At 70.6% G+C, this 22,149-nt stretch carries 19 protein-coding genes and 1 riboswitch; of the genes, 10 read left to right on the top strand and 9 right to left on the bottom strand.

The window, feature by feature from the left end:
• Nucleotides 1-9: 9 nt before the first annotated feature.
• The 3 genes from ACZ5L9_RS17760 to ACZ5L9_RS17750 all read right to left on the bottom strand — a co-directional run bounded on the left by ACZ5L9_RS17760 (nt 10) and on the right by ACZ5L9_RS17750 (nt 5,094).
• Nucleotides 10-2,496 carry a helix-turn-helix transcriptional regulator gene (locus ACZ5L9_RS17760; RefSeq protein WP_464530254.1) on the bottom strand — a complete coding sequence of 829 codons (2,487 nt, stop codon included), beginning with the start codon at nt 2,494-2,496 and terminating at the stop codon, nt 10-12.
• A 900-nt stretch (nt 2,497-3,396) separates the two neighbouring features.
• Nucleotides 3,397-3,948 carry a hypothetical protein gene (locus tag ACZ5L9_RS17755; RefSeq protein WP_464530251.1) on the bottom strand — a complete coding sequence of 184 codons (552 nt, stop codon included), beginning with the start codon at nt 3,946-3,948 and terminating at the stop codon, nt 3,397-3,399.
• Between the two features lie 132 nt (nt 3,949-4,080).
• Entirely contained in the window at nt 4,081-5,094 is a 1,014-nt protein-coding gene (locus ACZ5L9_RS17750; protein ID WP_464530248.1) for a hypothetical protein, read from the bottom strand.
• A gap of 285 nt (nt 5,095-5,379) precedes the next feature.
• On the opposite strand from ACZ5L9_RS17750, the gene ACZ5L9_RS17745 reads away from it, so the two are divergent.
• Nucleotides 5,380-6,945 carry a peptide chain release factor 3 gene (locus tag ACZ5L9_RS17745; protein WP_464530245.1) on the top strand — a complete coding sequence of 522 codons (1,566 nt, stop codon included), beginning with the start codon at nt 5,380-5,382 and terminating at the stop codon, nt 6,943-6,945.
• Nucleotides 6,946-7,020: 75 nt separating this feature from the next.
• Here ACZ5L9_RS17745 and ACZ5L9_RS17740 read toward each other — a convergent pair whose 3' ends face one another.
• Entirely contained in the window at nt 7,021-7,482 is a 462-nt protein-coding gene (locus tag ACZ5L9_RS17740; RefSeq protein WP_464530242.1) for an SRPBCC family protein, read from the bottom strand.
• Nucleotides 7,483-7,660: 178 nt separating this feature from the next.
• The gene (locus ACZ5L9_RS17735; RefSeq protein WP_464530240.1) at nt 7,661-7,957 is read right to left on the bottom strand and encodes a DUF4193 domain-containing protein; all 297 of its coding nucleotides are present in this window, start codon (nt 7,955-7,957) and stop codon (nt 7,661-7,663) included.
• 242 nt (nt 7,958-8,199) lie between these two features.
• Here ACZ5L9_RS17735 and ACZ5L9_RS17730 point away from each other — a divergent pair, with 242 nt between their 5' ends.
• Entirely contained in the window at nt 8,200-9,663 is a 1,464-nt protein-coding gene (locus tag ACZ5L9_RS17730) for an MFS transporter (protein ID WP_464530238.1), read from the top strand.
• Nucleotides 9,664-9,770: 107 nt separating this feature from the next.
• Here the strand turns inward: ACZ5L9_RS17730 and ACZ5L9_RS17725 are convergent, their stop codons facing one another.
• Together ACZ5L9_RS17725 and ACZ5L9_RS17720 are read right to left on the bottom strand one after the other, a co-directional pair.
• A complete protein-coding gene (locus ACZ5L9_RS17725) occupies nt 9,771-10,751 on the bottom strand; it encodes a heme-binding protein (protein WP_464530234.1) in 981 nt (326 codons plus the stop codon).
• 152 nt (nt 10,752-10,903) lie between these two features.
• Nucleotides 10,904-12,151, bottom strand: a complete 1,248-nt coding sequence (locus ACZ5L9_RS17720) for an EAL and HDOD domain-containing protein (protein WP_464530232.1) — start codon at nt 12,149-12,151, stop codon at nt 10,904-10,906.
• A gap of 333 nt (nt 12,152-12,484) precedes the next feature.
• On the opposite strand from ACZ5L9_RS17720, the gene ACZ5L9_RS17715 reads away from it, so the two are divergent.
• On the top strand, nt 12,485-13,141 hold the full coding sequence (locus ACZ5L9_RS17715; protein ID WP_464536908.1) for a Sir2 family NAD-dependent protein deacetylase: 657 nt from the start codon (nt 12,485-12,487) through the stop codon (nt 13,139-13,141).
• A 30-nt stretch (nt 13,142-13,171) separates the two neighbouring features.
• Here ACZ5L9_RS17715 and ACZ5L9_RS17710 read toward each other — a convergent pair whose 3' ends face one another.
• The gene (locus ACZ5L9_RS17710) at nt 13,172-14,542 is read right to left on the bottom strand and encodes a glutamate decarboxylase (protein WP_464530230.1); all 1,371 of its coding nucleotides are present in this window, start codon (nt 14,540-14,542) and stop codon (nt 13,172-13,174) included.
• Between the two features lie 375 nt (nt 14,543-14,917).
• Between ACZ5L9_RS17710 and ACZ5L9_RS17705 the strand changes: the two genes are divergently transcribed.
• The 6 genes from ACZ5L9_RS17705 (at nt 14,918) to bluB (ending at nt 20,646) form a co-directional block, all read left to right on the top strand.
• Nucleotides 14,918-15,328: a VOC family protein gene (locus tag ACZ5L9_RS17705; protein ID WP_464530227.1), complete on the top strand. Its 411-nt coding sequence runs from the start codon at nt 14,918-14,920 to the stop codon at nt 15,326-15,328.
• Nucleotides 15,329-15,713: 385 nt separating this feature from the next.
• Nucleotides 15,714-15,906, top strand: a riboswitch (cobalamin riboswitch).
• 55 nt (nt 15,907-15,961) lie between these two features.
• Complete coding sequence (locus ACZ5L9_RS17700) at nt 15,962-16,810, top strand: nitrite reductase (RefSeq protein WP_464530224.1); 849 nt, start codon at nt 15,962-15,964, stop codon at nt 16,808-16,810.
• Nucleotides 16,807-17,517 carry a precorrin-8X methylmutase gene (locus ACZ5L9_RS17695; protein ID WP_464530220.1) on the top strand — a complete coding sequence of 237 codons (711 nt, stop codon included), beginning with the start codon at nt 16,807-16,809 and terminating at the stop codon, nt 17,515-17,517. Before ACZ5L9_RS17700 ends, ACZ5L9_RS17695 begins: the two co-directional genes overlap by 4 nt.
• A complete protein-coding gene (gene cobJ, locus ACZ5L9_RS17690) occupies nt 17,517-19,220 on the top strand; it encodes a precorrin-3B C(17)-methyltransferase (RefSeq protein ID WP_464530217.1) in 1,704 nt (567 codons plus the stop codon). Before ACZ5L9_RS17695 ends, cobJ begins: the two co-directional genes overlap by 1 nt.
• Nucleotides 19,217-19,981 carry a cobalt-precorrin-4/precorrin-4 C(11)-methyltransferase gene (locus ACZ5L9_RS17685; protein ID WP_464530215.1) on the top strand — a complete coding sequence of 255 codons (765 nt, stop codon included), beginning with the start codon at nt 19,217-19,219 and terminating at the stop codon, nt 19,979-19,981. Before cobJ ends, ACZ5L9_RS17685 begins: the two co-directional genes overlap by 4 nt.
• Nucleotides 19,978-20,646, top strand: a complete 669-nt coding sequence (gene bluB / locus ACZ5L9_RS17680) for a 5,6-dimethylbenzimidazole synthase (protein ID WP_464530212.1) — start codon at nt 19,978-19,980, stop codon at nt 20,644-20,646. The genes ACZ5L9_RS17685 and bluB overlap by 4 nt, the downstream gene beginning before the upstream one ends.
• Here the strand turns inward: bluB and ACZ5L9_RS17675 are convergent.
• Nucleotides 20,629-21,156 (bottom strand): PadR family transcriptional regulator, encoded by a 528-nt coding sequence (locus ACZ5L9_RS17675; protein ID WP_464530210.1) that lies wholly within the window; start codon nt 21,154-21,156, stop codon nt 20,629-20,631. The genes bluB and ACZ5L9_RS17675 overlap by 18 nt on opposite strands.
• An 84-nt stretch (nt 21,157-21,240) precedes the next feature.
• Between ACZ5L9_RS17675 and ACZ5L9_RS17670 the strand changes: the two genes are divergently transcribed.
• Complete coding sequence (locus ACZ5L9_RS17670; RefSeq protein ID WP_464530207.1) at nt 21,241-22,143, top strand: alpha/beta fold hydrolase; 903 nt, start codon at nt 21,241-21,243, stop codon at nt 22,141-22,143.
• The last annotated feature ends 6 nt before the right edge of the window (nt 22,144-22,149 follow it).

The raw sequence follows: 22,149 nt of genomic DNA, 5'->3' as shown, positions 1-22,149 counted from the left end.
CGCGGTTCCTCACTCTGCCGTGGTGGACGTCGACCGTGAGAGCGCAACGGCGGCGAGCTGGACGCGGTTGGAAACCTGCAGCTTGGCGAGCGCGTGCGAGACGTGGGTCTGCACCGTCCGTGGGGAGAGATGGAGCTGGCGCGCGATCTCGGGCCCGGAGAGTCCCTGCGCGATCAGGTCGACCACCGTGCGCTCCGTCGGCGTCAGGCTCTCCCAGCCGTGACTCGGTCGGGCGCGGGTCGCGGCCGAGCCCAGCCGTACGCCGGCCGAGCGCATCCGACCCGAGACTCGGGCAGCGACGCCGGAGGCACCGAAGGCCCCGGCAAGGGCGAGAGCGTCGCGAGCGCGCGACCTCGCCTCGTCGCGGTCTCCGGTCAGCGCCGTGGCCACGGCAGCCTCCTCGGTGGCTGTCAGCCGAAGAAGCCCGTCGCCGCTGTCGGCCGCCAGCTCGGCGATCTCGGCGGCGGTGCGCGGAAGGTCGGCGTACATCCCTTCGCACATCGCCCGTGCCAGGGTGGCGGCGATGCGTGGCGGGGTTCCCGTCATCTCCGGCAGGTTCCTGAGGTCGGAGGCGACGCGCAGGCGAAGGTCGTCGTCGGCTGCCCGCAGCGCGATCCGTGCGACCTCCGGTGCCGTCATCGCTGCCCACGCGTACAACCGCAGGTCGATGGCCTGCGACCAGACGCGCTGGGCGATGTCGGCCGCCTCCGCGTAGCGACGCTCCGCCTCGAGCAGGGCCATCCGGGCCCGCTCGACCTGCGGGATCCCGAGCTGTACGACGCCCGGGTCGGCGTCCCAAGCGGCCAAGCGGCGGGCAGCAGCGGGTGAGTCGCCCCGCAGCACGTCGAGCAGGATGCGCCAGCCGACCATCTGGGAAGTCCAGCCCAGCTCACTGCGGGTGGCCGACTCCGCCGCAGCGTCGTACTGGGCCACCGCATCCTCGAGGTTTCCGGCGAGGGCGTCGATGCCGCCGCCGATGGACTGGTGACCTGCTGTCTGCCAGCCGTCGCCGCGTTCGTCGCGCCGCCGGACCACCTCGTGCAGCGCTAGTCGTGCCGCGTCCGGCCCGCTGTGGAAGAGCTCGATGAACGGGAGCCAGATGTCGGCCGAGAGGCCCTCGTTCGGGTCGTGATCGGCGGCCAGGTAGCGGCGGGAGGCGAGCCAGCCGTACTCCAGAGCCACCGCCGTGTCGCCGAGGAGGCACCGGCGCAGTGCCTCCGCGACGAGCCCGTTGAGAGGTACGTCGTCCGCAGCAGCGGCCAGCGGTTCGAGGGGCACCGGGCCACGCCCACCCAGCAGGCTCAGGTAGCTGCGGTGGTGAGCCAGCATCGCGCGGATCCGGTCGGGAAGGGGCAGGACGAGCGTTGCGGAGATGAGCTTCTGGGCGGCGTCGACCTGTCCTCGGGTGGTGAGGCTGAAGAGCTCGACCCGGCGCAGCGCGGTCAGGACGGCGGGGTCCTGGGTGCGAGCCTGCGCGGCGTGGGCCGCCTCCCACGCCTCTCGTAGCCGTCCCGATCGCGCCAGCGCGCGAGCGCGCGTCGCGGTCAGAGCCGCCGCTGCTTCCTCGTCGACATCGGTGCTGGCCAGGGCGTCGGCGACCAGCTCAGCGGTGACGCCGGGGGCGTTGTCCAGGTCGTGCGCGGCGGCGAGCACCGCGCCCACCACCTCGTCCGGCCGCGCCTGCGACGCCATCACGTGCCGAGCTCGCTCCGCAGGTCCGCCGTGTGCACCGGCTGCGCTGTGAAGCAGGCGCCGTACCGGGAGTGGAGCCGCGTCGTAGACCGCCTGCCGGTAGAGGTCGTTGGCGAAGGTGATGGCTTCGCCAACCGCCACGACGACGTGCGCGTCGAGCAGGCGCTGGACCGGTCCGAGCAAAGAAAGTGGCGGTACTGCCAAGACGCCCGCGATGTCCTCGATGGTGGCTGGTGCGCCGTACACCGCCAGGGCGCGCGCGACGTCGAGACTCGTGCCCGCCAATGTCGCGACCATCGTCGCGACGGTGTTGCGGATGTCGACCGTGGGGCTGCTGGACGCGGCAGCCGCACCGATCCTTCCGGTCTCTCGCAATGCTCCGGAGGCGACCAACCCGTCGAGGATCGCGAGCGCGTGCAGGGCATTCCCGGCTACCGGCGCGAGCATCGAGCGCACTGCTGGGTCTGGCCAATCCCCCGTGTGCTCGTGCACCAGGGCATCGAGGTCGAGCAGGTCGAACGGCGGTACGTCGAGGATCGCGACCTGGGACCGGGCGATGAAGCGGGCAACCTCGTCGCGCTGCTGGCCGGTCCTGATCGTGCCCAGAACGGCGATGGGAGACACGCTCGATCCCGCGATCAGTCGCTCGAGCATCTGCAGCGACTCGGCATCGGCGAGATCGAGGTCGTCGACGGCGAGGATGAGCGCTCCGTCGCTCGACAGCTCGTCGACCTGCTCCAGCAGGACCTCGTCGTAGCGAGCCGGGACGGTCGCGGGCGGGGGTAGGCCCAGCAGACTCGTCATCACTGAGTACGGCCTGCTGATCGATGCCGGTGCTGCCTCGACCTGGCGGGAGCGAGCTTCCAGAGTCGACACCACCTCGCGCATGAGGTGTGACCTCCCTGCACCGAGCTCGGCCCGCAGGAGGATGCAGAGCGGGTGCCGGCGAGCGAGTGCTTCCTCGACAGCCGCCTGCACGACTGGGACGACCTCGCGACGCGACATCATCGGACCCAACGCCGACATGGCGGGAGCCTAGCGCCGCGCCCACGCAGATGGGACCAGTCCGGCGACGGTCCGGGTCTCGCCGCGCTCGCACCGGAATGCCGGAACCAGCCGTGTTGCCGCCCAGACGAGCCGCAGACCTAGCGCCCGTACGAAACGCTCCCGTTCAACGTCGACACCACATCGACACCGGCGGGCATGCAGATCCTCCGTCCGACCCGGCGCGCTTGCGTCCGGCTCCGCGCTCGCCCGGGTATCCGACTTCGCTCCCCGGCCCGCGAGAAGTGAATCGACCTGTCATCGACAGATCCGGCTCGTCTTGAGGAAATGCGCCTCATCGCGGCGAAGTGACACCACTGACACCACGTGTGCCGACTAGACAGCGGAGTTCGACAGTCCGCATGTCGCGTGTCAGGTGCAATCGATGCTCTCGGTGGACCTGAGCCATGGGCGCGGCAATCGGGCCGGTGGCAGTGCGGATGCGAGGTGCTCGTGTGTCGCGGCGACCTCCCGGACCTATACGCCCTCCGCCGCAATCCGCGGACACAGCCTCTTAAGCCACAGCACCCCTAACCGGGCCGAAGAGCACGCCACTGGTCTGCCTCAAGGACCTCCAGGTCGAGCGCGTGAGTCGCGGCCGGTATCAGGCCTTGTCGGGGTCCACGATCGTCTGACTCGCCAGCATCGCAAGACTGACCGTCATCCTTTGCTGAGCCACCGCATCTCGATCCATGTGACCAGGGACCTGCCCGCCCACACGATCGCGCGCCGGTCGGTCGTTGCGATGACGCCGGCGCGGCTGGGTCGTCCGGCGAACAAGAGTTCCGACTGGGCGAAGCGCCTCCAGCGCCACTTGAACGCGAGAAGCGTGAGCGTGTGCTTGCTGGTCTCGGAGCCCAGCGTCACGGTCGGCTGGCCGTTTCCAAACGCATTGCTACCCACCATCTCGTATGTGGACGGCACGGCTGTCCACGGATGATGGGCGAGGACCCACGCCACCCGCGCGCAGTTGAGGAGGAACAGGAGTCCGAAGGGTGTTCCGAAGAGGCCGACCAACATCACGACCAGCAGGACGAAGGAGGGAACGCCCGGCTTCGCATCGCCGTTCGCGTCCATGAGCACGCCGATGCCCAGACACAGCGAACCGATGCCGACCACCAACGCAGCGAATGCCTGCCCCGTGTAGGCAGCGAGGCTCCGGCGCGTCTGCGCATCACGGAGGGCGGAATCCGCCTGCTCTCCTGCTGGCACGACATTCCTCGTTCTGGCTCCGGCAGCGGCGGAGAATGCTACGGGTGCGCCAGGATGCGCCGATGACCAGGGGAGATGCAAGACGGGGCCCGGCGCACGCCAGCCGGAGCGTACGTGGAGCAGAGCCTCCGGTCAGTACGTGTACGGGGAGGCGACGGGCTGCCCGCCGGCCGGCCACCGGCCGACCTTGACGGCACTGTCGTCCGCACTCGGCCTACAACTGAGACCGAGGGAGACCTCCGCGATGTGCGCAGCGGTGTACGGGTCGCCCTTCACATCGCGACACAAGGGGATGTCGGTGGTGCGGCTCCAGTAGACGCCGATCTGCCGCCAGCCGCTGGGACCGGGATCGACGCTTTGCGTGAAGTCCGGGAGAACACTATTTGCCACGAGGACCGCCTTACCGCTGCGGGGCTCGAAGACCAGTGCAATGCCGTGGAAGGCATGGTAGAAGCGCATCAGGGCGCCACCGCCATGACGCGCGAGATACCGGCCCAACCCGAGTGGCGCGGGCTTGAGCCGACCGGCGCTCTTCGCGCCCCTGACGATCGGCATCGCCGGCCCAGGCTGGCCGGTGATGGTGCTCTGCGAGGTGCCTTCCGGTGCGCCGTCGATGTTCCGGGGGTTCCCCAGGCGGAAGTGCACATGTCCTTGTGACCAGGTCAGCTTCGAGTGGTAAATGGTCCGCAGGAAGCCGCGGGCGTTGGACGTGGTCACGGTGAACCTGAAGGCGGCGGGCGAGCGCCCCGGTGAAGACCACGCATTAACGGCCTTGAGTTCCGAGATGGTGGCGTGGGCTTGGGTGCCGATCGCTGTCACGAGACGGAGGGTCGCGAGGAGCCGGGCTCCGGGGCTGTAGATCAGGAGAAGATCGGGCTTCGCCGCGCCGTGGATGCTGCACGTCAGAGGAACCGCAGTCACCGGACCCGCCTGGCCGGCGGCCCGGCCGGGGTCGCCGCTGGCGAGACCGCTGACCGCCTGGTCCACTCGGAGCGCGACGTGTCCGCCGGTACGCGGATTGTCCTTCTCGTACCCGTCCAGGGCCGTGGCCTGCTGGCCGCATACCGCCGGGATCGGCGCGTTGGCGAGGGATGGCACGTCCGCTGCCCGCGCGGCCGGACTCAGGCCGACCGCAGCCGAGGCCACGAACGCCAGGGTGAGAAACGTGGAGAATCCGTGCCTCGTCGTGCCCATGTGGGGTGCCCTCCCGTGGTGGCCGCTGGACCTTCGAGTCTAGGAGTTTCCGACCGCCGTGAACCGTTTGCATACGGAACTCACAGGTGGCGGCTCCGACGCGGGCCGACGTCGATGCATGATGCCGTGTCGTACTCGCGAGGGGTGCCGTCATCGTGGTGATCCTCGTGCTCGTGATGGGGCGAGAGGGCTACGCACGAGTCGGTGAAGTCGCCGGTCGGCCGGTAGATTCTTCCGGTGCCCGACTCCCGCCCCCGCCGTACGTTCGCCGTCATCAGCCACCCCGACGCGGGCAAGTCGACCCTGACCGAGGCGCTCGCCCTGCATGCCCGGGCCATCAACGAGGCCGGAGCGGTCCACGGCAAGGGCGATCGGCGCCGCACGGTGTCCGACTGGATGGCGATGGAGAAGGCCCGCGGGATCTCGATCACCTCGGCCGCGCTCCAGTTCGTCTACCGCGACCACGTGGTCAATCTGGTCGACACCCCCGGCCACAGCGACTTCTCCGAGGACACGTACCGGGTCCTCTCCGCGGTCGACTCGGCGGTCATGCTGGTCGACGCCGGCAAGGGCCTCGAACCGCAGACCCTCAAGCTCTTCCGGGTCTGCGCGCTGCGCGGCATCCCGGTGATCACGGTGATCAACAAGTGGGACCGGCCGGGGCTGTCAGCGCTGGAGCTCATGGACCTGATCTCCGAGAAGATCGGGCTGCGCCCAACCCCGCTGACCTGGCCGGTCGGCGAGGCGGGGGACTTCCGCGGCGTGCTGGACCGCCGTACGGGCGAGTTCGTGAAGTACACGCGTACGGCCGGCGGCGCCACCCGCGCGCCCGAGAGGCGGATGGGGCCGGGCGAGGTGGAGGAGTCCGACGCCCGGGTGTGGGCCGCCGCGGTCGAGGAGCACGAGCTGCTCGAGCTCGACGAGGCCGACCACGACCAGGAGCGCTTCCTGGCCGGGAAGACCACGCCGGTCATGTTCGCCTCGGCGCTGCAGAACTTCGGCGTCGCCCAGCTCCTCGACCTGCTGCTCGACCTCGCCCCGGCGCCCGGTGAGACCGCGGGCGTCGACGGCGCGATCCGCCAGGTCACCGACGACTTCAGCGCCTTCGTCTTCAAGGTGCAGTCCGGGATGAACGCCGCCCATCGCGACCGCCTCGCGTACGCGCGGGTCGTGTCCGGCTCGTTCGAGCGGGGCATGGTCGTGACGCACGCCGCGACCGGCCGGCCCTTCGCCACGAAGTTCGCCCAGGCCGTCTTCGGTCGCGAGACGACGTCGGTGGAGACCGCCGAGGCCGGCGACATCATCGGCCTGGTGAACGCGACGGCGCTGCGGGTCGGTGACACCGTGTACGCCGGCGAGTCGATCGAGTACCCGCCCGTGCCCACGTTCGCCCCCGAGCACTTCGTGACCGCCAGCGCGGGCGACATCGGCCGGTACAAGCAGTTCCGCCGCGGTATCGAGCAGCTCGACCAGGAGGGCGTCGTCCAGGTGCTGCGCTCCGACCTTCGCGGTGACCAGAACCCGGTCCTCGCGGCGGTCGGGCCGATGCAGTTCGAGGTGGTCGAGGACCGGATGACCAACGAGTTCAACGCCCCGATCCGCTTCTCACGACTCGACTACCAGGTGGCCCGGCGCACCGATGCCGAGGGCGCGGCCGCGCTGGCCGGGATCCGGGGCGTCGAGGTCCTGCAGCGCAGCGACGGCACCCATCTCGCGCTCTTCGTCGACCAGTGGCGGGCGAAGAAGACCGCGAGCGACCATCCCGACGTCATGCTCGAGGCGCTCCCCGCCGGCGGGAACTGACGCCCACCGGAGACCAGCAAGGCCGCGACAGGTCGCGGGTCAGAGGTCGCGAAGCTTGCCGACGGCCGACCGCCGTCACACGAGCCGAGCCAACCGCTCGAGTGTCTGCTCCATCATGGTGGCGGGCACGACGGGGAACGTGATCTTGCCGACCAGCTTGGGATGCAGCCCGGACCAGTCGCAGTACGACGTGACACGCGTGGTGCCGTCGGTGACCGGCTCGATCAGGAAGCCGTAGACGTGGCCGATCGGCGTGCGGCCCTCGCCTCCGACGGCCCACTCGACCAGGCGGTCGGGCTCGATCGCGGTGATGGTGTTCACCACGGCGTACCGGCCCATCGGGAGGTCACCGAGCGGAGCCCGGTCCATCTCCATCGTGAACGTGTCGCCCACGGCGGTGACCGGACGGGCGTCCGGAGCGGTCACGAGCATGCCGGATCCGTCGATCCGAACGTGAGCAGCGGGATCAGTGACAACCGCGTAGATCTCAGCAGGGGTGGCGTCGATCAGACGCTCGACCGAGATGCGTTGCGACATCGAGTCTCCTTCGACCGGTTGCGGGCTGGCTCGAGGCTAGGCCAGTCCGGCGACAGCGACGACCGGTGGGTGGTCGAGGAGCGCGACCTCACCGGCTACGTCTGCGATCGTCCGCTTCCGGGTGGACCCGACTCTTGCGGGACAGGCACTCACGCCGCCGGGAGTGCCTGTCGGTCGTTCAGGCGCAGTCGCGGCAGAGATCGGGACCTACCGCCGCGCGGCGCGACATGTGCTGGACGAGGAAGCACGACGTGCAGGTGAACTCGTTGGCCTGCTTCGGCGTGACCTCGATCTCGAGGGTCTCGTGCGAGAGATCCGCGCCAGGAAGCTCGTAGGACTCGGCCAGCTCGGTCTCGTCCTCGTCGACCTTGCCCGAGTTCTTGTCGAGTTCGCCCGCGGCGAGGCGACGAGCCTCCAGGCTCTCCTCCTTCTGCTCCTCTTCGGTCTTGCGGGATGCGTCGTAGTCGGTGGCCATGCGGAGACTCCTCTCGGGGCGGAGCGCGCAGGCTAGCCGCAAACACGCGCACCTCCTTCATCCGGGCCGCGCCGAGCGCGCACGCAGAGCCTGCGAGGGCAGTGAGGTCGCCGAGAAGCATCTGCGCGCGGTGCTGCCGGCGGCAGCACCCGATAGTGGCGCTCACCACAGAGATGCATTCAGCCATGCATTTTACTCTAGAGTTCCGGAGGGGGTTTCCGTTTTCTGCTGAGAGGTACTTGATGGCATCGGCATCACGCGCTCACTACCAGGTCACGTTCGCCGTGCTGGCGATCGGAGTGGGGGCGTACGCGCTGCTCCAATCGCTCATCATGCCGGTCCTGGCCACCGTCGGTGCCGAGCTGCACGCCTCGCAGAGCTCGGTCACGTGGGTGATGACGGCCTACCTGCTCTCGGCCTCGATCTTCACCCCGATCATGGGGCGCATCGGCGACATGCTCGGCAAGGAGAAGGTGTTCGTCGCGACGCTCGTCGCGCTGGCCGTCGGATCGCTGCTGGCAGCGGTTGCGAGCTCGCTGTCGGTGATGATCGTCGCCCGCGCCATCCAGGGCATCGGTGGAGGCGTCCTGCCGTTGGCCTTCGGCATCATCCGTGACGAGTTCCCGAAGGAGAAGGTGACCGGCGCGGTCGGCATCATCGCCTCGCTCACCGCCGTGGGTGCCGGGGTGGGCATCGTTCTTGCCGGCCCGATCGTCGATGCCCTGAGCTGGCACTGGCTGTTCTGGATCCCGATGATCATCACCGCGATCGCCGCGGTGGCTGCGCTGCTCTTCGTGCCCGAGTCGCCGGTACGTACCCCGGGACGGATCAGCTGGCAGCCGGCGCTGCTGCTCTCGGCGTGGCTGGTGTGCTTCCTGGTCGCGCTCAGCGAGGCGCCCGACTGGGGCTGGGGCTCGGTCAAGGTGATCGGCCTGCTGGTGCTGGCGGTCGTGCTCGCCGCTGCGTGGGTGTTCTCCGAGCAGCACTCGGCTGCGCCGCTCATCGACATGCGGATGATGCGCCAGACCGCGGTGTGGACCAACAACCTGGTCGCGCTCCTGGTCGGCGTCGGGATGTACGCGACGTTCGCCTTCCTGCCGGAGTTCGTCCAGACCTCCTCGCAGGCGGGGTACGGCTTCGGTGCCAGCATCACCCAGTCGGGTCTGATGCTCCTGCCCAACACGGTGACGATGTTCGTCGTCTCCATGCTGGCCGGCGGGCTCGCCGCTCGCTTCGGCGGCAAGACGCTGGTCGTGGCCGGCTGCGCGGTCGCGGCCGTCGGGATCGGCCTGATGGCCTTCGCGCACGACCAGCAGTGGGAGATCTACGTCGCGACCGGCGTCATGGGCATCGGCATCGGGGCCGCGTTCGCCGCCATGTCGGGCCTCATCGTGGCCGCGGTGCCGCCCGAGCAGACCGGCGTCGCGTCGGGCATGAATGCCAACATCCGCACCATCGGCGGGAGCGTCGGGTCTGCGCTGATGGCCAGCATCGTCACCTCCCACGTCGCCGCGAGCGGTCTGCCCAAGGAGTCCGGTTACACCGCCGGCTTCGGGATGCTGGCTGTCGGCATGCTCATCGCCGCATTCGCCGGGCTGCTGATCCCCACGCTCAAGCGGCAGCCCCCGGCCTCCGAGCACGACGCACCGCACGCAGAGCTCGGCATGGTGGCCGCCGGAACGCTCGCCGGCGACCAGAGCGAGTAGTCGCCAGCCATCTCCAGTCGACGGATACGCCGCCGGACCGCGCCGCACGCGCACCGGCGGCGTATCTGCGTCGAGTCCCTCGGCTGACGTACGGGCCACACCTGCGGCTACTGCTTGACGAGGGTCGCGACACTCACGTGCGGCCAGCGGATGCCGTTGAAGTCGAGCATCACCAGCTGCGTGTACTGGAGCTGATGCTTGTCCGGATGGCCCCCGGTGCCGGCGATCGTCTCGAGCCAGAACGTCGCCTCGGCCCGTGCGGCGTTCGCGTTGCCTCCCGGAGGGTTGCCGCTCGCGGCCAGGAACGCCGTGTTCGCCGTACCGCCCCCGGCCTTGATGACGCTGTGATTGGTCGCCACGTGCAGGGCCGTCACGCTCTTCAAGGACGTGCCCTGCAGCGAGGCCTGGAGTGCCGCCTGCAGCACGCTGTTGGGGTTCTTGACGATGGCCTGCGACACCCCGGGGGCCACGAACCGGAAAGGCGTCGCGTGCGACAGGTCCAGCTCGTCGAACGTCGCGGCCACGCTCTGGAACTGGTTGTTCGCGGGGGCGGTCTGACCGAAGAAGAAGGGCAGGATGTTGTTGTCCGGGATGTGCAGCGCTCCACCCTGCTGGACCGAGGCGATGCCCTGGGCGAGGATGACCGTGCCGTGCGGGATCGACGCCATCCGGACCACCGATGCCGGCTCGTGGGGATCGGTGGTGGGCGGCACCGTGGCCCAGATCCCCGGCTCGATGTGGAGGCCCGCGCCGGTGCTCGACTCGCTGATCTGCTGCATGTAGGTCAGGCCGTGCATCTCGATGTCGTGCATCGCGAGGCCACGGTTCGGGATGGGTCCGTTGATCCGGGTGAACACCAGGGTCTCGTCGGTCCTGTTCAGCTCCAGGAAGCGGTCGTGCTGGGTGACCCGGTGCGGCCTCCAGATGGCGTTGAAGCCATGGCCCTTCCACGTGCCCACGAGGCCCGCCAAGGCACCGAGCGGATGGGGCGCCCTCCGGGCGACCTCGACCGCCTCCGCGCTCTCCGCCTCCGGCGTGGCCAGTCCCGCGAACGCGAAGTCGGGATCGGTCTGCGCGCGTGCCGCCATGATGTCTCCTTCCATGGGCAGCAGCTTCTGGTCGGAACCGACGTCCGGACGCCGGCTGTCTGGACCGTACGAGCGGCTGGACCACCGTTGGCCGCTAGCGCACGGAGATCGCCGGAATGAGGTATCGCCCTGGTGCTTCGCAGGGGGCCCGACTAGTCGGCGAAGGTACTCACGAACGGCATCGCCCACCCGAAGGCGGCAGCGGAGGCGCCGTCGATGTCAGACGTGGGCCCGGCCGTGCGGCCGTGTGCGATGGAGGACTGGTACGCCGTGACCTCTGCGACCATCGCCCCGACCGGGCCGGCCTTGCGGAAGGCCGCGTCCGCGACTGCCGTGGGTAGATCGACGGTCGACTCGACCTCCTCGAGAGGGATGCCGAGCAGCAGGTCGAGGGTGGAGAGCAACCCGGCGGTGAAGGCGAAGGACGGGTCGCCGAGCAGCCGGGAGTCGGCGAGCAGCTCGCAGGTGCGGGCCCGTACGAGCGCCGTGGCCAGCGCGTCGACGGCGGCGCCCGGCCGACCCGAGAGGAGGGTGAGGGCGACCCACTGCTTGATCCGGACGGTGCCGAGCAGCACGAGCGCCTCCCGGAGGGTCTGCAGCTCGCGTCGCAGGCCGTGGCCGGCGCCGAGCGCGGCGAGCTGGAGCACCTGGATCACCAGTCCCGGCTCGCGGCGCAAGAGCCTTTCGAGGTCGCCGAAGTCGATGTCCTCGGTCAGCATCGTCGCTGCGAGCTGGACGTGGGCAGCCGTGGAGGAGGGCAGGGTCGAGGAGCGCACCACCTCCGGGCGCTCGATGGCGTAGCCCTGGAAGTAGTCGAACCCCGCTGCCCGGGCCCAGGCGACCTCCTCTTCGGTCTCGAGCTTCTCGGCCAACAGGAGTACGTCGTAGGGCGCGCATCGGCGGGCCAAGGCCTCGACCTCGTCCCGCGTCCCGGCACGGACGTCGAGCTTCACGATGGCGGCCAGGTCGAGCAGCCGCTCGGCACCGTCGATCCAGACGAAGTCGTCGAGCGCGAGCCGGTAGCCCTGTGCCACGAGCCCGGCGCAGCCCGCGACGATGTCGTCGTCGAGCGCGACCGTCTCCAGCACCTCGATGATCGTGCGGTGCGATGGCAGGGTGACAGGGGTCGCGCCGGTGAGCATGCCGCGCTCGGCGTTGCAGAAGACCACCTTGTCGCCGACGAGCTGGCTCATGCCGATGGTCAGCGCGCCAAGGACCACGTCGGCGGTCATCTGCTCCCCGGACGGGAGAGGAGCACCCTCCTGCAGGGGTCGGTAGAGCAGCTCGTATCCGATCACCTGGCCGGCCCGGTCGACGACGACCTGACGGCCAACGGCGACAGCGGGTGCCGCTCCGCCGCGCGGATCGGCGTCGCCCACTGCGTTCGGCGAAGCCTCCATGACGCGGCCGTTCCTTCTCAAGCTCACTGTTCTGAGCGGTGGTGCGAACCGCCGGCCGTTCCTACCGCGGCGACAGGATGACACGAACCGGGCACACGCGCGGCGGAATGTGCTGGTGTGCCACGGTTCTGGCCGGATTGCTTCGGCGAGCCATACTGACGTGGTGGAGACTGATCCGGCGACCCAGCTGCTCGCCGGAGGCTTCGTGGCGCTGACCGGCGCGGGCATGAGCACCGACTCGGGGATCCCCGACTACCGGGGACCGGGTTCGCGCAACCGCAACCCGATGACGATCGCGGAGTTCCGCTCGGGCGCGGCCCAGCAGCAGCGCTACTGGGCCCGTTCCCACATCGGCTGGCAGCGCATGGGCGCGCTGCGCCCAACGCGGGTCACCATGCCCTCGCCGAGCTCGAGACGCGGGGAACCTGCCGCTTCCTCATCACCCAGAACGTCGACGGTCTGCACGAGACCGCGGGCAGTCGGCGACTCGTCGCCCTGCACGGTCGGGTCTCCGAGGTCGTCTGCCTGACCTGCGGGGACACTTCCGAGCGCACGGACCTGCAGCGCAGGCTCGACGAGGCGAACCCCGGCTGGATCGAGGCGCATGCCGACGTCGCCTCCCGGCCGGACGGCGACGTCGACCTGGAGCAGACGACCGGATTCGTGGTGCCGGGGTGCGAGCGGTGCGGCGGTGTCCTCAAGCCGCACGTCGTCTTCTTCGGCGAGAATGCCGACCGTGAGGACGTACGCCAGTGCTTCGAGGCGGTCGAGCAGGCGCCGGCGCTCCTGGTCATCGGGAGCTCGCTCACGGTGATGAGCGGGTTGCGTTTCGTACGCGCCGCCGCCCGCCAGGGCACGCCGATCGTCATCGTCAACCGCGGTGTCACGCGCGGCGACGAGCTGGCCACGGTGAAGGTCGAGGACGGAGCGAGCGCGTTTCTCGCAGGCCTGCTCGCGACCTCCACGGTTCCGGCTGGCCTTGAGCGTTGAGAGGCCGCGGGCTCGGCGTGCGCGCGTGCCTCAGTGTCCGGGGCCGATCACCATCTGCGCCCGCTCGGACTGGTGAGCGCCGCCCTTCGCGTCGAGCGTCGTGCAGGCGTCGGCGATGTCCTGCGCGAGGGTGTCGACCTGCTCCTGGTTGAAGGTCTCCTTCACCAGGGCCCGCATGATCGTCACCTCCTGAGCGTTCGGCGGCATGGTGTACGCAGGCACCATCCAGCCGCGCTCGGCGGACAGCTGCCAGGAGATGTCGAACTCGTTGTACGGAGCCTCGCCGGCCAGACGGAACGCCACCAGCGGAAGCTGCTCCTGCTCGCGGCCGATGATCTCGAACCGGCCCATCTCCTCGAGACGATCGGCAAGCCTGTTCGCGTTGTGCTGCATCGTGTCGAGCAGGTACCGGTAGCCGGCCCGCCCGTACCGCACGAAGTTGTAGTACTGCGCGAGAACCATCGCCGAGCCGGTCGAGAAGTTGAGCGTGAACGTCTCGTCGGTCTTGCCGAGATAGTTCTCCTTGAAGACCAGGTCGGGAGCCAGATCGGCCCTCTCCCGGAAGATCAGCCAGCCCACGCCGGGGTAGACGAGTCCGAACTTGTGTCCTGAGACGTTGATCGAGCGGACCTGTTCGAGGCGGAAGTCCCACAGGGAGTCGGGATACAGGAACGGCCACACGAAGCCGCCGCTCGCCCCGTCGACATGCAACGGGATGTCCAGGTCGCGCTCGGTACGGATCCGGAGCAGCAGCTCGTTGATCCCGACGATGTCGTCGCGGTGACCGGTGAAGGTGGTGCCGAGCACGGTGGCGACGCCGATGGTGTTCTCGTCGAGGTGCGGCGCGACGTCCTCGGGCCCGATGGTGTACTTGCCGGGACGCAGCGGTACGACCCGCGGCTCGACGTCGAAGTAGCGGCAGAACTTGTCCCAGACGACGTGGACGTCGCCGCCGAAGACGAGGTTGGGGCTCGTCGTCGGGCGGCCGGCAGCGCGTTGACGGGTGCGCCAGTTCCACTTGAGCGACAGCGCCGCGAGCATGATCGCCTCGGACGAGCCCTGGGTGCGGGCGCCCGTCGTCTCGCCGGGGGCGTGGAACAGATCCGCGAGCATCCGGATGCAGCGCTGCTCGATCTCGGCGGTGCGCGGGTACTCGGCGTGGTCGATGAAGTTGCGGTGCAGGTTCTCCGCGATCAGCTGCTGCGCCTCCGGCTCCATCCAGGTGGTGACGAAGGTGGCCAGGTTGCGTGCGGGCTCGCCCTCGATCTCCATCTCGGAGGCCACCAGCCGGTAGGCGTCGGAGGACGTCATCCCGCCCGCTGGGAAGGTCTGGCTGGGCGGGGCCTGGGTCGCGAACCGGTTGCCGAACAGGGCCGAGTCGGCGTCCGAGGAGGTGGTCATGCGCGTACTCCTTCGAGGGTCGAAGGCTGAGGCGCGCCTCCCGGCCGGGAGGGTGGAGGGCGGCGCCGAATGATGGAGCCGAATGACGCGGCGGGGTGCACCCGGCGCGACGGCCGGACGCCGTCGAGCCTACCTCCGTCGACGATCGCCCGACGGCTGGCGAGGCGGGCACCGACGCGGCGCAGGTACGGGCGCGGTGTGCTCGGACACGAATCGTCCCGCTCGCCCGTTGCGTGAAGCGGGCGGCGGGACGACGTCGACCTGGCAGGTACCCACGGCGGGTGAGGCCATGCGCGCCGCGGTCATACGCGGGGTGCGTGCTGATCGAGCGCCTACCCCCTCGCGCGACGCGCTCGGCTTTGTCACGATGGAGCGGTGAGCGACCACCCTCGGCTCCTCCAGACCGTCATCGACGGAACCGACATCCGCGGCCTCGCCGAGTTCTACCGTCTGCTGCTGGGCATGACGTACCGGCCGGGGGACGAGCCGCCGGCGTCGGGGACGGACGATGCCGACTGGCTCGTGCTGATCGACCCGAATGGCGGCAGTCACCTCGCCTTCCAGCAGGTCGATCGCCTGGATCCGACGACGTGGCCCGAGCCCGATGTGCCAATGCAGATGCATCTCGACTGCACAGTGGAGGACGTCGAGACCCTCCATCGCCAGCGCGAGCGGGCCGAGGATCTGGGTGCGACGCTGCTCCTGGACAGGACGGCCGATCCGGAGGAGCCGCTCTACGTCCTCGCCGACCCGGCCGGGCACCCGTTCTGCATCTTCGTCGCGTGAGGGGCGGACAGCAGAGAAACTGGTGAGAACGGGGCCCCTGCCAGGCCGGCAGCGTGCCCCGTTCTCACCAGTTGCCTCGCGTGACGCCCGCGGCCTCGACGGTCTGCCGGTCTACGTCGGGCGCGCACCCGGCGACCCGTTCCCGGGGATGCGGACCTTCGGACCCGACCCTCGGAGCTGCCCGGCGTCCATCGCTTCTACGTCGACCCCGGCATCCCGATCAGCGTCCACGTCACCGGCTACTTCATCGAGCACAGTGAGTCGCTGGCGAACCTGGACACGCCATCGCCGGGCGCCTCGGTCTGGTCACCGAGGCCACGACCGGCCGCCGTGAGGAGCGCCGGCCGGCGTTCGCGTGGGCCTTCGAACGCGCACGCCCGCGGTCGCGTAGTCTGAGCGCGCCAGTCGCACTCCCACGTGGAGTCAGGGAACCCGGTGTGAATCCGGGACTGACGCGCAGCGGTATGGGTGACGGGCGGGGCACGTAGCGATACAGCCACTGGATCCAAGGTGATCTGGGAAGGCGCCTCGTCCGGATGATCCCGAGTCCGAAGACCTGCTGGCCCAGGTGACAACCGTCGCCCGGTCATCGCGGACCCCGCGCACGGGTCCCAGACCCCGAAGGACCCGTCGGTGCCCTCCCCACCCCGCGTACGCGCGGACCGCTGTCCCGGCGTGCTCCGGCCCTGGCCGGCCGATGACGGGCTGCTCGTGCGGCTGCGCCTGATCGGCGGCCGTGTCTCCGCCGCGAGCCTGCGCTCGCTTCTCGAGGTCGCCGAGCGGTACGGCGACGGCCGCATCCACCTGACCTCCCGGACCAACCTCCAGCTCCGCGGACTGCCGTCCGATGACGGTGCGCTCCCGGAGGGCGTGCTGACGACGATCGAGGGGACCGGCCTCCTCCCGAGCCGCGCCCATGACCTGGTGCGCAACGTGATGGTCTCGCCGCAGACCGGGCTCGCCGGTGGCGTCGCGGATCTGCGCCCGGCCGCCGACGCCCTCGACGCCGCCCTGCTCGCCGATGCCCGCCTCGGCGAGCTGCCGGGACGGTTCCTCTTCGTCCTCGACGACGGCCGCGGCGATCTCCGCGACCGGGACTGCGATCTCGGGCTGGTCGCCCTCGACGCCGGCTCCGCGCAGCTGCGAGTCGGCGCCGCGTACGGACGGATCGTGCGGCTCGACGACGCGGCCACGGAGCTCGCCGGCCTCGCCGCGCGCTTCCTCGCCGCCCGCGGCAGCGGTGCCGCCGCGGCGTGGCACGTCCGCGAGCTCCCCGCGCCGCTGACGCCGACCCGGCCCGTCGACCCGCGCGTGCCACCGCCGGCCGGACCGCTTCCGTACGGCGACGTGCCGGGCGGGCATCACGTCGAGATCCCCGACGCCCTGCTCGACCGCCCGCTGCTCGCCACGCTCACCGCAGCCGCCCCCACCCTGATCGTCACGCCGTGGCGTGGGGTGCTCATCCCGGAGGATCCCCGATGACCCAGCGCGTCGATCACCCCATCGATCACCCCGTCGATCACCCCGGCGACCTGCGCAGGCCTCCGCGCCGCTATGCGTACGTGGACAGCGGCCCGGCGATCTACGTCGACTCCTTCGCCACCATCCGTCGCGAGGCCGACCTGTCGCGGGTGCCGGCGGACGCGGAGAAGCTCGCGGTCCGGATGATCCACGGCAGTGGCCAGGTCGACCTCGCCGCCGACCTCGTCGTCCACCCGCGCGTCGTCGCGGCCGCCCGTGCGGCGCTCGAGGCCGGAGCGCCGATGCTGTGCGACGCCACCATGGTCGCGACCGGCGTCACCCGCGCCCGGTTGCCGAAGGACAACGAGGTGCTCTGCCTGCTCAACGACGAGCGCGTGCCAGCGCTCGCGCGGGCGATGGGGACCACCCGTACGGCCGCTGCGGTCTCGCTGTGGGTGCCGCACCTGGAAGGGGCGGTGGTCGCGATCGGCAACGCCCCGACCGCCCTCTTCCACCTGCTCGAGCTGATCCTCGACGGCGGTCCGCGACCGGCCGCGATCGTGGGCTGCCCGGTCGGCTTCATCGGTGCGGCCGAGTCGAAGCAGGCGCTGGTCGACCTGGCCGGCGAGCACGACATCGACATCCCGTACGTCACGGTGCGCGGTCGCCGTGGCGGCTCGGCGATGACCTCCTCCGCGCTCAACGCGCTCGCCCAGGAGGTCGAGTGATGAGCGCGGGAGGCATGGCGAGGGGCAGCTTCACCGTCGTCGGGATCGGCCCGGGCGACCCGGAGCTGATCACGATCAAGGCGGCGCGGATCATCGGCGAGGCCGACGTCGTCGCCTTCCACGCGGGTGTCCGCAGGCAGTCGCACGCTCGCCGCATCGCGGCCGACCTCATCCCGGCCGACGCCCTCGAGGAGGAGCTGCGCTACCCGGTCACCACCGGCACCACCGACCACCCCGGCGGCTACGTCGGCGCGATGGCCGACTTCTACGAGGAGTGCGCGAACCGGCTCGGCACGCACCTGGACGCCGGGCGCGACGTCGTGCTGCTCGCCGAGGGGGATCCGTTGTTCTACGGCTCCTCGATGTACCTGCACGACCGGTTCAAGGACCGCTACGTCACGTCGGTCGTGCCCGGGATCCCGGCCTTCGCCGCTGCGACAGCCGCCGTCGCCGGCGCTGCGGGCCCGCTGGTCCGGCAGAGCGACGTGCTCACCGTCCTGCCCGGCACCCTGCCCGAGCCCGAGCTGGCCCGCCGCCTGGCCGACACGGATGGCGCGATCATCATGAAGCTCGGCCGCACGTTCCCGGCGGTTCGTGCGGCCCTCGCCGCCGCGGGCCGACTCGAGGGCTCCTGGTACGTCGAGCGGGCCTCCCAAGCCGAGGAACGCTGGCTCCCGGTCGCCGACGTCGACCCCGACACGGTGCCGTACTTCTCGCTCGTCGTGGTCCCCGGCGACAGCGGCGTGACGACCAGCGCCGAGCGGATGCGAGCCGGGGTTTCGAGGCTCGCGGGTCTCGATACGCCGTCGCTCGTACCTCGCGACGGCTACTCGACCACCGAAGTCGGAGGTCGAGCAGCGATGGGTCTCGATACGCCGTCGCTCGTACCTCGCGACGGCCACTCGACCACCGAAGTCGGAGGTCGAGTAGCGAGCGCCAGCGAGCGTATCGAGACCCGTATCGAGGCCCCGGCGGCCGAGCTCCTGGTGGTCGGGTTGGGGCCGGGGCCGGACCGATGGCTGACGCCCGAGGTCGCCGAGGCGCTGGCGAGCGTCGAGCACGTGGTGGGATATGCGCCGTACGTCGCCCGGGTGCCGCAGCGCGTCGGGCTGCAGCGGCATGCGAGCGGCAACACCGTCGAGGTCGACCGGGCGCGTTTCGCGCTCGAGCTCGCGCGCCGGGGCGAGCGGGTGGCCGTCGTGTCCGGCGGCGACGCGGGCGTCTTCGGGATGGCCTCGGCGGTCTTCGAGGCCGCCGAGGATCCGGCGTACGCCGGGGTGGCGGTCCGCGTGCTGCCTGGACTCAGCGCTGTCCACGCGGTCGCGGCCCGCGCCGGCGCACCGATCGGCGCCGACTTCGCGGTGGTCTCGCTCAGCGACCGGCTCAAACCGTGGGAGGTCGTCGAGCGGCGGCTGCGCGCGATCGCCGAGGCCGACCTGGTGCTTGCGATCTACAACCCCCGCTCCCGATCGCGCACCACCCAGGTCGCCGAGATGCGGCAGATCCTGCTCGAGCACCGGAAGCCGGACACCGTGGTGGTGGTCGGGCGCGACGTGGGCCGCGCGGAGGAGTCGCTGACCGTCACGACCCTCGCCGAGCTCGACCCCGACAGCATCGACATGAAGTGCCTGCTCATCGTCGGCGCCTCGGCGACCCGGGTCACCGACGCCGGCCAGGCCTGGACACCGAGGTACGTGCGATGAGCCCCTCCGCCAAGATCGTCCACTTCGTCGGCGCCGGGCCGGGCGCGGCCGACCTGCTGACCGTACGCGCCACCCGCCTGCTCGCGAACGCCGACGTGGTGCTCTACCCGGGCACCTACCTCGACCCCGAGGTGCTTGCGCACTGCTCGCCCGAGGCCGCGCTCGTCGACACCCAGGACCTCGACCTCGACGTGATGGTCGAGACGATGGTCGGGGCGGTCGCCGCGGGCCGCTCCGTGGTGCGGCTGACCTCCGGCGACCCGTCGCTCTTCTCGGCGCTCACCGAGCAGACGCGGCGCCTCGACCTGGCCGGTGTGTCGTGGTCGGTCACACCCGGCGTCCCCGCCTACGCCGCTGCCGCCGCTCGGGTCGGCAGCGAGCTGACCGTGCCGCTGGTGGCGCAGTCGGTCGTGCTCACCCGTACGCAGGCACGCTCCACCGCGATGCCGGCCACCGAGTCGCTGGCCGCGTTCGCCGCGACCCGCGCGACGCTGGTGCTGCACCTGGCGATCACGCGGATCCGCGAGCTGATGGACGAGATCGTGGGGGAGTACGGCGCGGACTGCCCCGTGGTCGTCGTGCACCGCGCCAGCCAGCCCGGCGAGCTGATCCTGCGCGGCACCGTCGCCACCATCGCCGACCTGGTCGGGAGCATCGGTCTGCGCCAGGCCGCGGTCATCCTGGTCGGTCAAGCCCTCGGTCGCGAGGGCGGCGAGTCGTATCTCTACGACGCCGGCCGCGATCGGAGCCGCAAGCGGTGAACGAGCTCTACGAGGTGATCAACCGCCGGCGCGACATCCGGCGGGAGTTCACCGGCGAACCGGTCGCCCCGGAAGCGCTGCAGCGGATCCTGTCCGCCGCGCACTGCGCTCCCAGCGTCGGGATGACCCAGCCGTGGGACTTCGTCCTGGTCCGCTCGACGGCGACCCTGGACGCCTTCGCGACCCACGTCGCGCAGGAGCGGGACACCTTCGCAGCCACCCTGGCCGGCGAGCGCGCCGCGACGTTCGGTCGGATCAAGATCGAGGGCATCCGCGAGTCGGGGATGGGCATCGTGGTCGGCTACGACCCGACCCGTGGTGGCCCGAATCCGTTGGGTCGGCACGCCATCGCCGACGCCGGCCTCTACTCCACCGTCTGCGCGATCCAGAACCTCTGGCTCGCGGCCACCGCGGAGGACGTCGGGGTCGGCTGGGTGTCGTTCTACCGCGAGGAGTTCCTGCGCTCGCTGGTCGGGATGCCCCCGCACGTACGGCCGGTCGCGTGGCTGTGCGTCGGCCCGGTCGCCGACCTTCCGGACGTGCCCGACCTGGAGCGGTACGGCTGGCGGCACCGCTCGCCGCTGGCCTCGGTGCTGCACGAGGAGACCTACGACGCCCGTGCGTCGGAGCGAGCCGCGCTCGGAGCGTCAGCGCTGCGTCTGTGAGGCGTCGCTCGTGCCGTCGAGCTGCTCCTGCAGCCACGTGCGCAGGACGCCGTTGATCCGGATGCCGAGGTCGACCTGCGACGCGAACACCTCGGAGGAGGCTGCGTCGGCTGCGCCGTGGTGCAGCGCCTCCAGGCCCGCGAGATCGCTCTCGACCTGGGCCAGATCGCGCTGGTAGCAGGCCCGCCGGTCGGCGGCGTCGAGGAGCGGGGTGAGGAAGAGGCGCAGGCCGCTCTCGTTGCGCTGGGACCGGTCCGGCACGCCCTCGACCAGCCAGCGCCGCAGCTCGGTGCTGCCGGCGGGCGTGATCGCGTACGTCTTGCTTCGGCGGGCGCCGCGGCCTACGACCTCCACCATGCCGGCGGCCCGGAGCTTGGCGAGCTCAGGGTAGATCTGGCTGTGGCGCGCGTGCCACGAGGCGCTCAGCGAGCGGTCGAAGGTCTGCGTGAGCTCGTAGCCCGTGGACGGGCGGCGGGCCAGGAGGCCCAGGACGGCGTGACGCAACGACATGGGGCCAGCGTAGCCCGACGTCTCGGTTCTTACATGTCCTGCAAGACATGTAAGAATAGACATGACAGAGAAGCGAGCGACGGGGTGACGGCAGTGCACGTGAAGACCGATGACGGCATCGTGGTGGCGTACGAGACCTTCGGCAGCCCGAGCGATCCTGCCGTCCTCCTGGTGATGGGGTTCGGCACCCAGATGCTCGGCTGGGACGCCGACCTCTGCCGCCTCCTGGCCTCCCACGGGCGGTACGTGATCCGTTACGACAACCGGGACTGCGGCCTGTCGACGACGTACGACGACCATCCCGTCGACCTGATGGCGCTGCTCGGTGCCCTGTCGTCCGGTGACGTCGACGAGGCCCGGGCGATGGCGCCGTACTCCCTGCTGGACATGGCCCGCGACGGGATCGGCCTCCTGCGCGCGCTCGGCATCGATCGCGCCCACGTGGTCGGCTCCTCGATGGGCGGCATGATCGCGCAGCGGATGGCGATCGGGTTCCCCGAGCGCGTGCTGTCGCTGACCTCGATGATGTCCTCGACCGGTGAGCCGGAGTACGGGCAGGCGACGCCTGAGGCCCAGCAGGTCCTGCTCACCCCACGTCCGTCCGATCGCGACGGCTACATCGCGGCGGCCGAGCGCGAGCTCGTCTGGGCCTCGCGCCGGTACGGCGACGTGGCCGACCTGCGTGCGTTCGCGGCGGCGAGCTACGACCGCCGCTTCTACCCGGCCGGCGTGCCGCGGCAGCTGGCCGCGATGATCCTCGACGGCTCGCGGGCCGACGCGCTCCGGAGCCTGGACGTCCCGACGCTCGTCATCCACGGGCGCGACGACACCGCGATCGACCCCAGCGGCGGGCGCCGTACCGCCGAGCTCGTGCCGGGTGCTCGGCTCGTGATGGTCGACGACATGGGGCACGACCGGCCCCGACCGCTGTGGCCGCTGCTCGTCGATGCGATCCATGCGCACACCGAGGACGCGGTGCGGGCATGAAGCGGC

It is taken from the genome of Nocardioides sp. JCM 18998 (genome assembly GCF_055391535.1).
This window is presented reverse-complemented; position numbering and strand designations above follow the sequence as displayed.

What these genes read in the sequence shown, in the direction of transcription:
- ACZ5L9_RS17760 (WP_464530254.1), bottom strand. Translation starts at nt 2,496, where the DNA reads ATGACGAGTCTGCTGGGCCTACCCCCGCCCGCGACCGTCCCGGCTCGC.
- ACZ5L9_RS17740 (WP_464530242.1), bottom strand. Translation starts at nt 7,482, where the DNA reads ATGTCGCAACGCATCTCGGTCGAGCGTCTGATCGACGCCACCCCTGCT.
- ACZ5L9_RS17735 (WP_464530240.1), bottom strand. Translation starts at nt 7,957, where the DNA reads ATGGCCACCGACTACGACGCATCCCGCAAGACCGAAGAGGAGCAGAAG.
- ACZ5L9_RS17730 (WP_464530238.1), top strand. Translation starts at nt 8,200, where the DNA reads ATGGCATCGGCATCACGCGCTCACTACCAGGTCACGTTCGCCGTGCTG.
- ACZ5L9_RS17725 (WP_464530234.1), bottom strand. Translation starts at nt 10,751, where the DNA reads ATGGCGGCACGCGCGCAGACCGATCCCGACTTCGCGTTCGCGGGACTG.
- ACZ5L9_RS17720 (WP_464530232.1), bottom strand. Translation starts at nt 12,151, where the DNA reads ATGGAGGCTTCGCCGAACGCAGTGGGCGACGCCGATCCGCGCGGCGGA.
- ACZ5L9_RS17710 (WP_464530230.1), bottom strand. Translation starts at nt 14,542, where the DNA reads ATGACCACCTCCTCGGACGCCGACTCGGCCCTGTTCGGCAACCGGTTC.
- ACZ5L9_RS17695 (WP_464530220.1), top strand. Translation starts at nt 16,807, where the DNA reads ATGACCCAGCGCGTCGATCACCCCATCGATCACCCCGTCGATCACCCC.
- cobJ (WP_464530217.1), top strand. Translation starts at nt 17,517, where the DNA reads ATGAGCGCGGGAGGCATGGCGAGGGGCAGCTTCACCGTCGTCGGGATC.
- ACZ5L9_RS17685 (WP_464530215.1), top strand. Translation starts at nt 19,217, where the DNA reads ATGAGCCCCTCCGCCAAGATCGTCCACTTCGTCGGCGCCGGGCCGGGC.
- ACZ5L9_RS17675 (WP_464530210.1), bottom strand. Translation starts at nt 21,156, where the DNA reads ATGTCGTTGCGTCACGCCGTCCTGGGCCTCCTGGCCCGCCGCCCGTCC.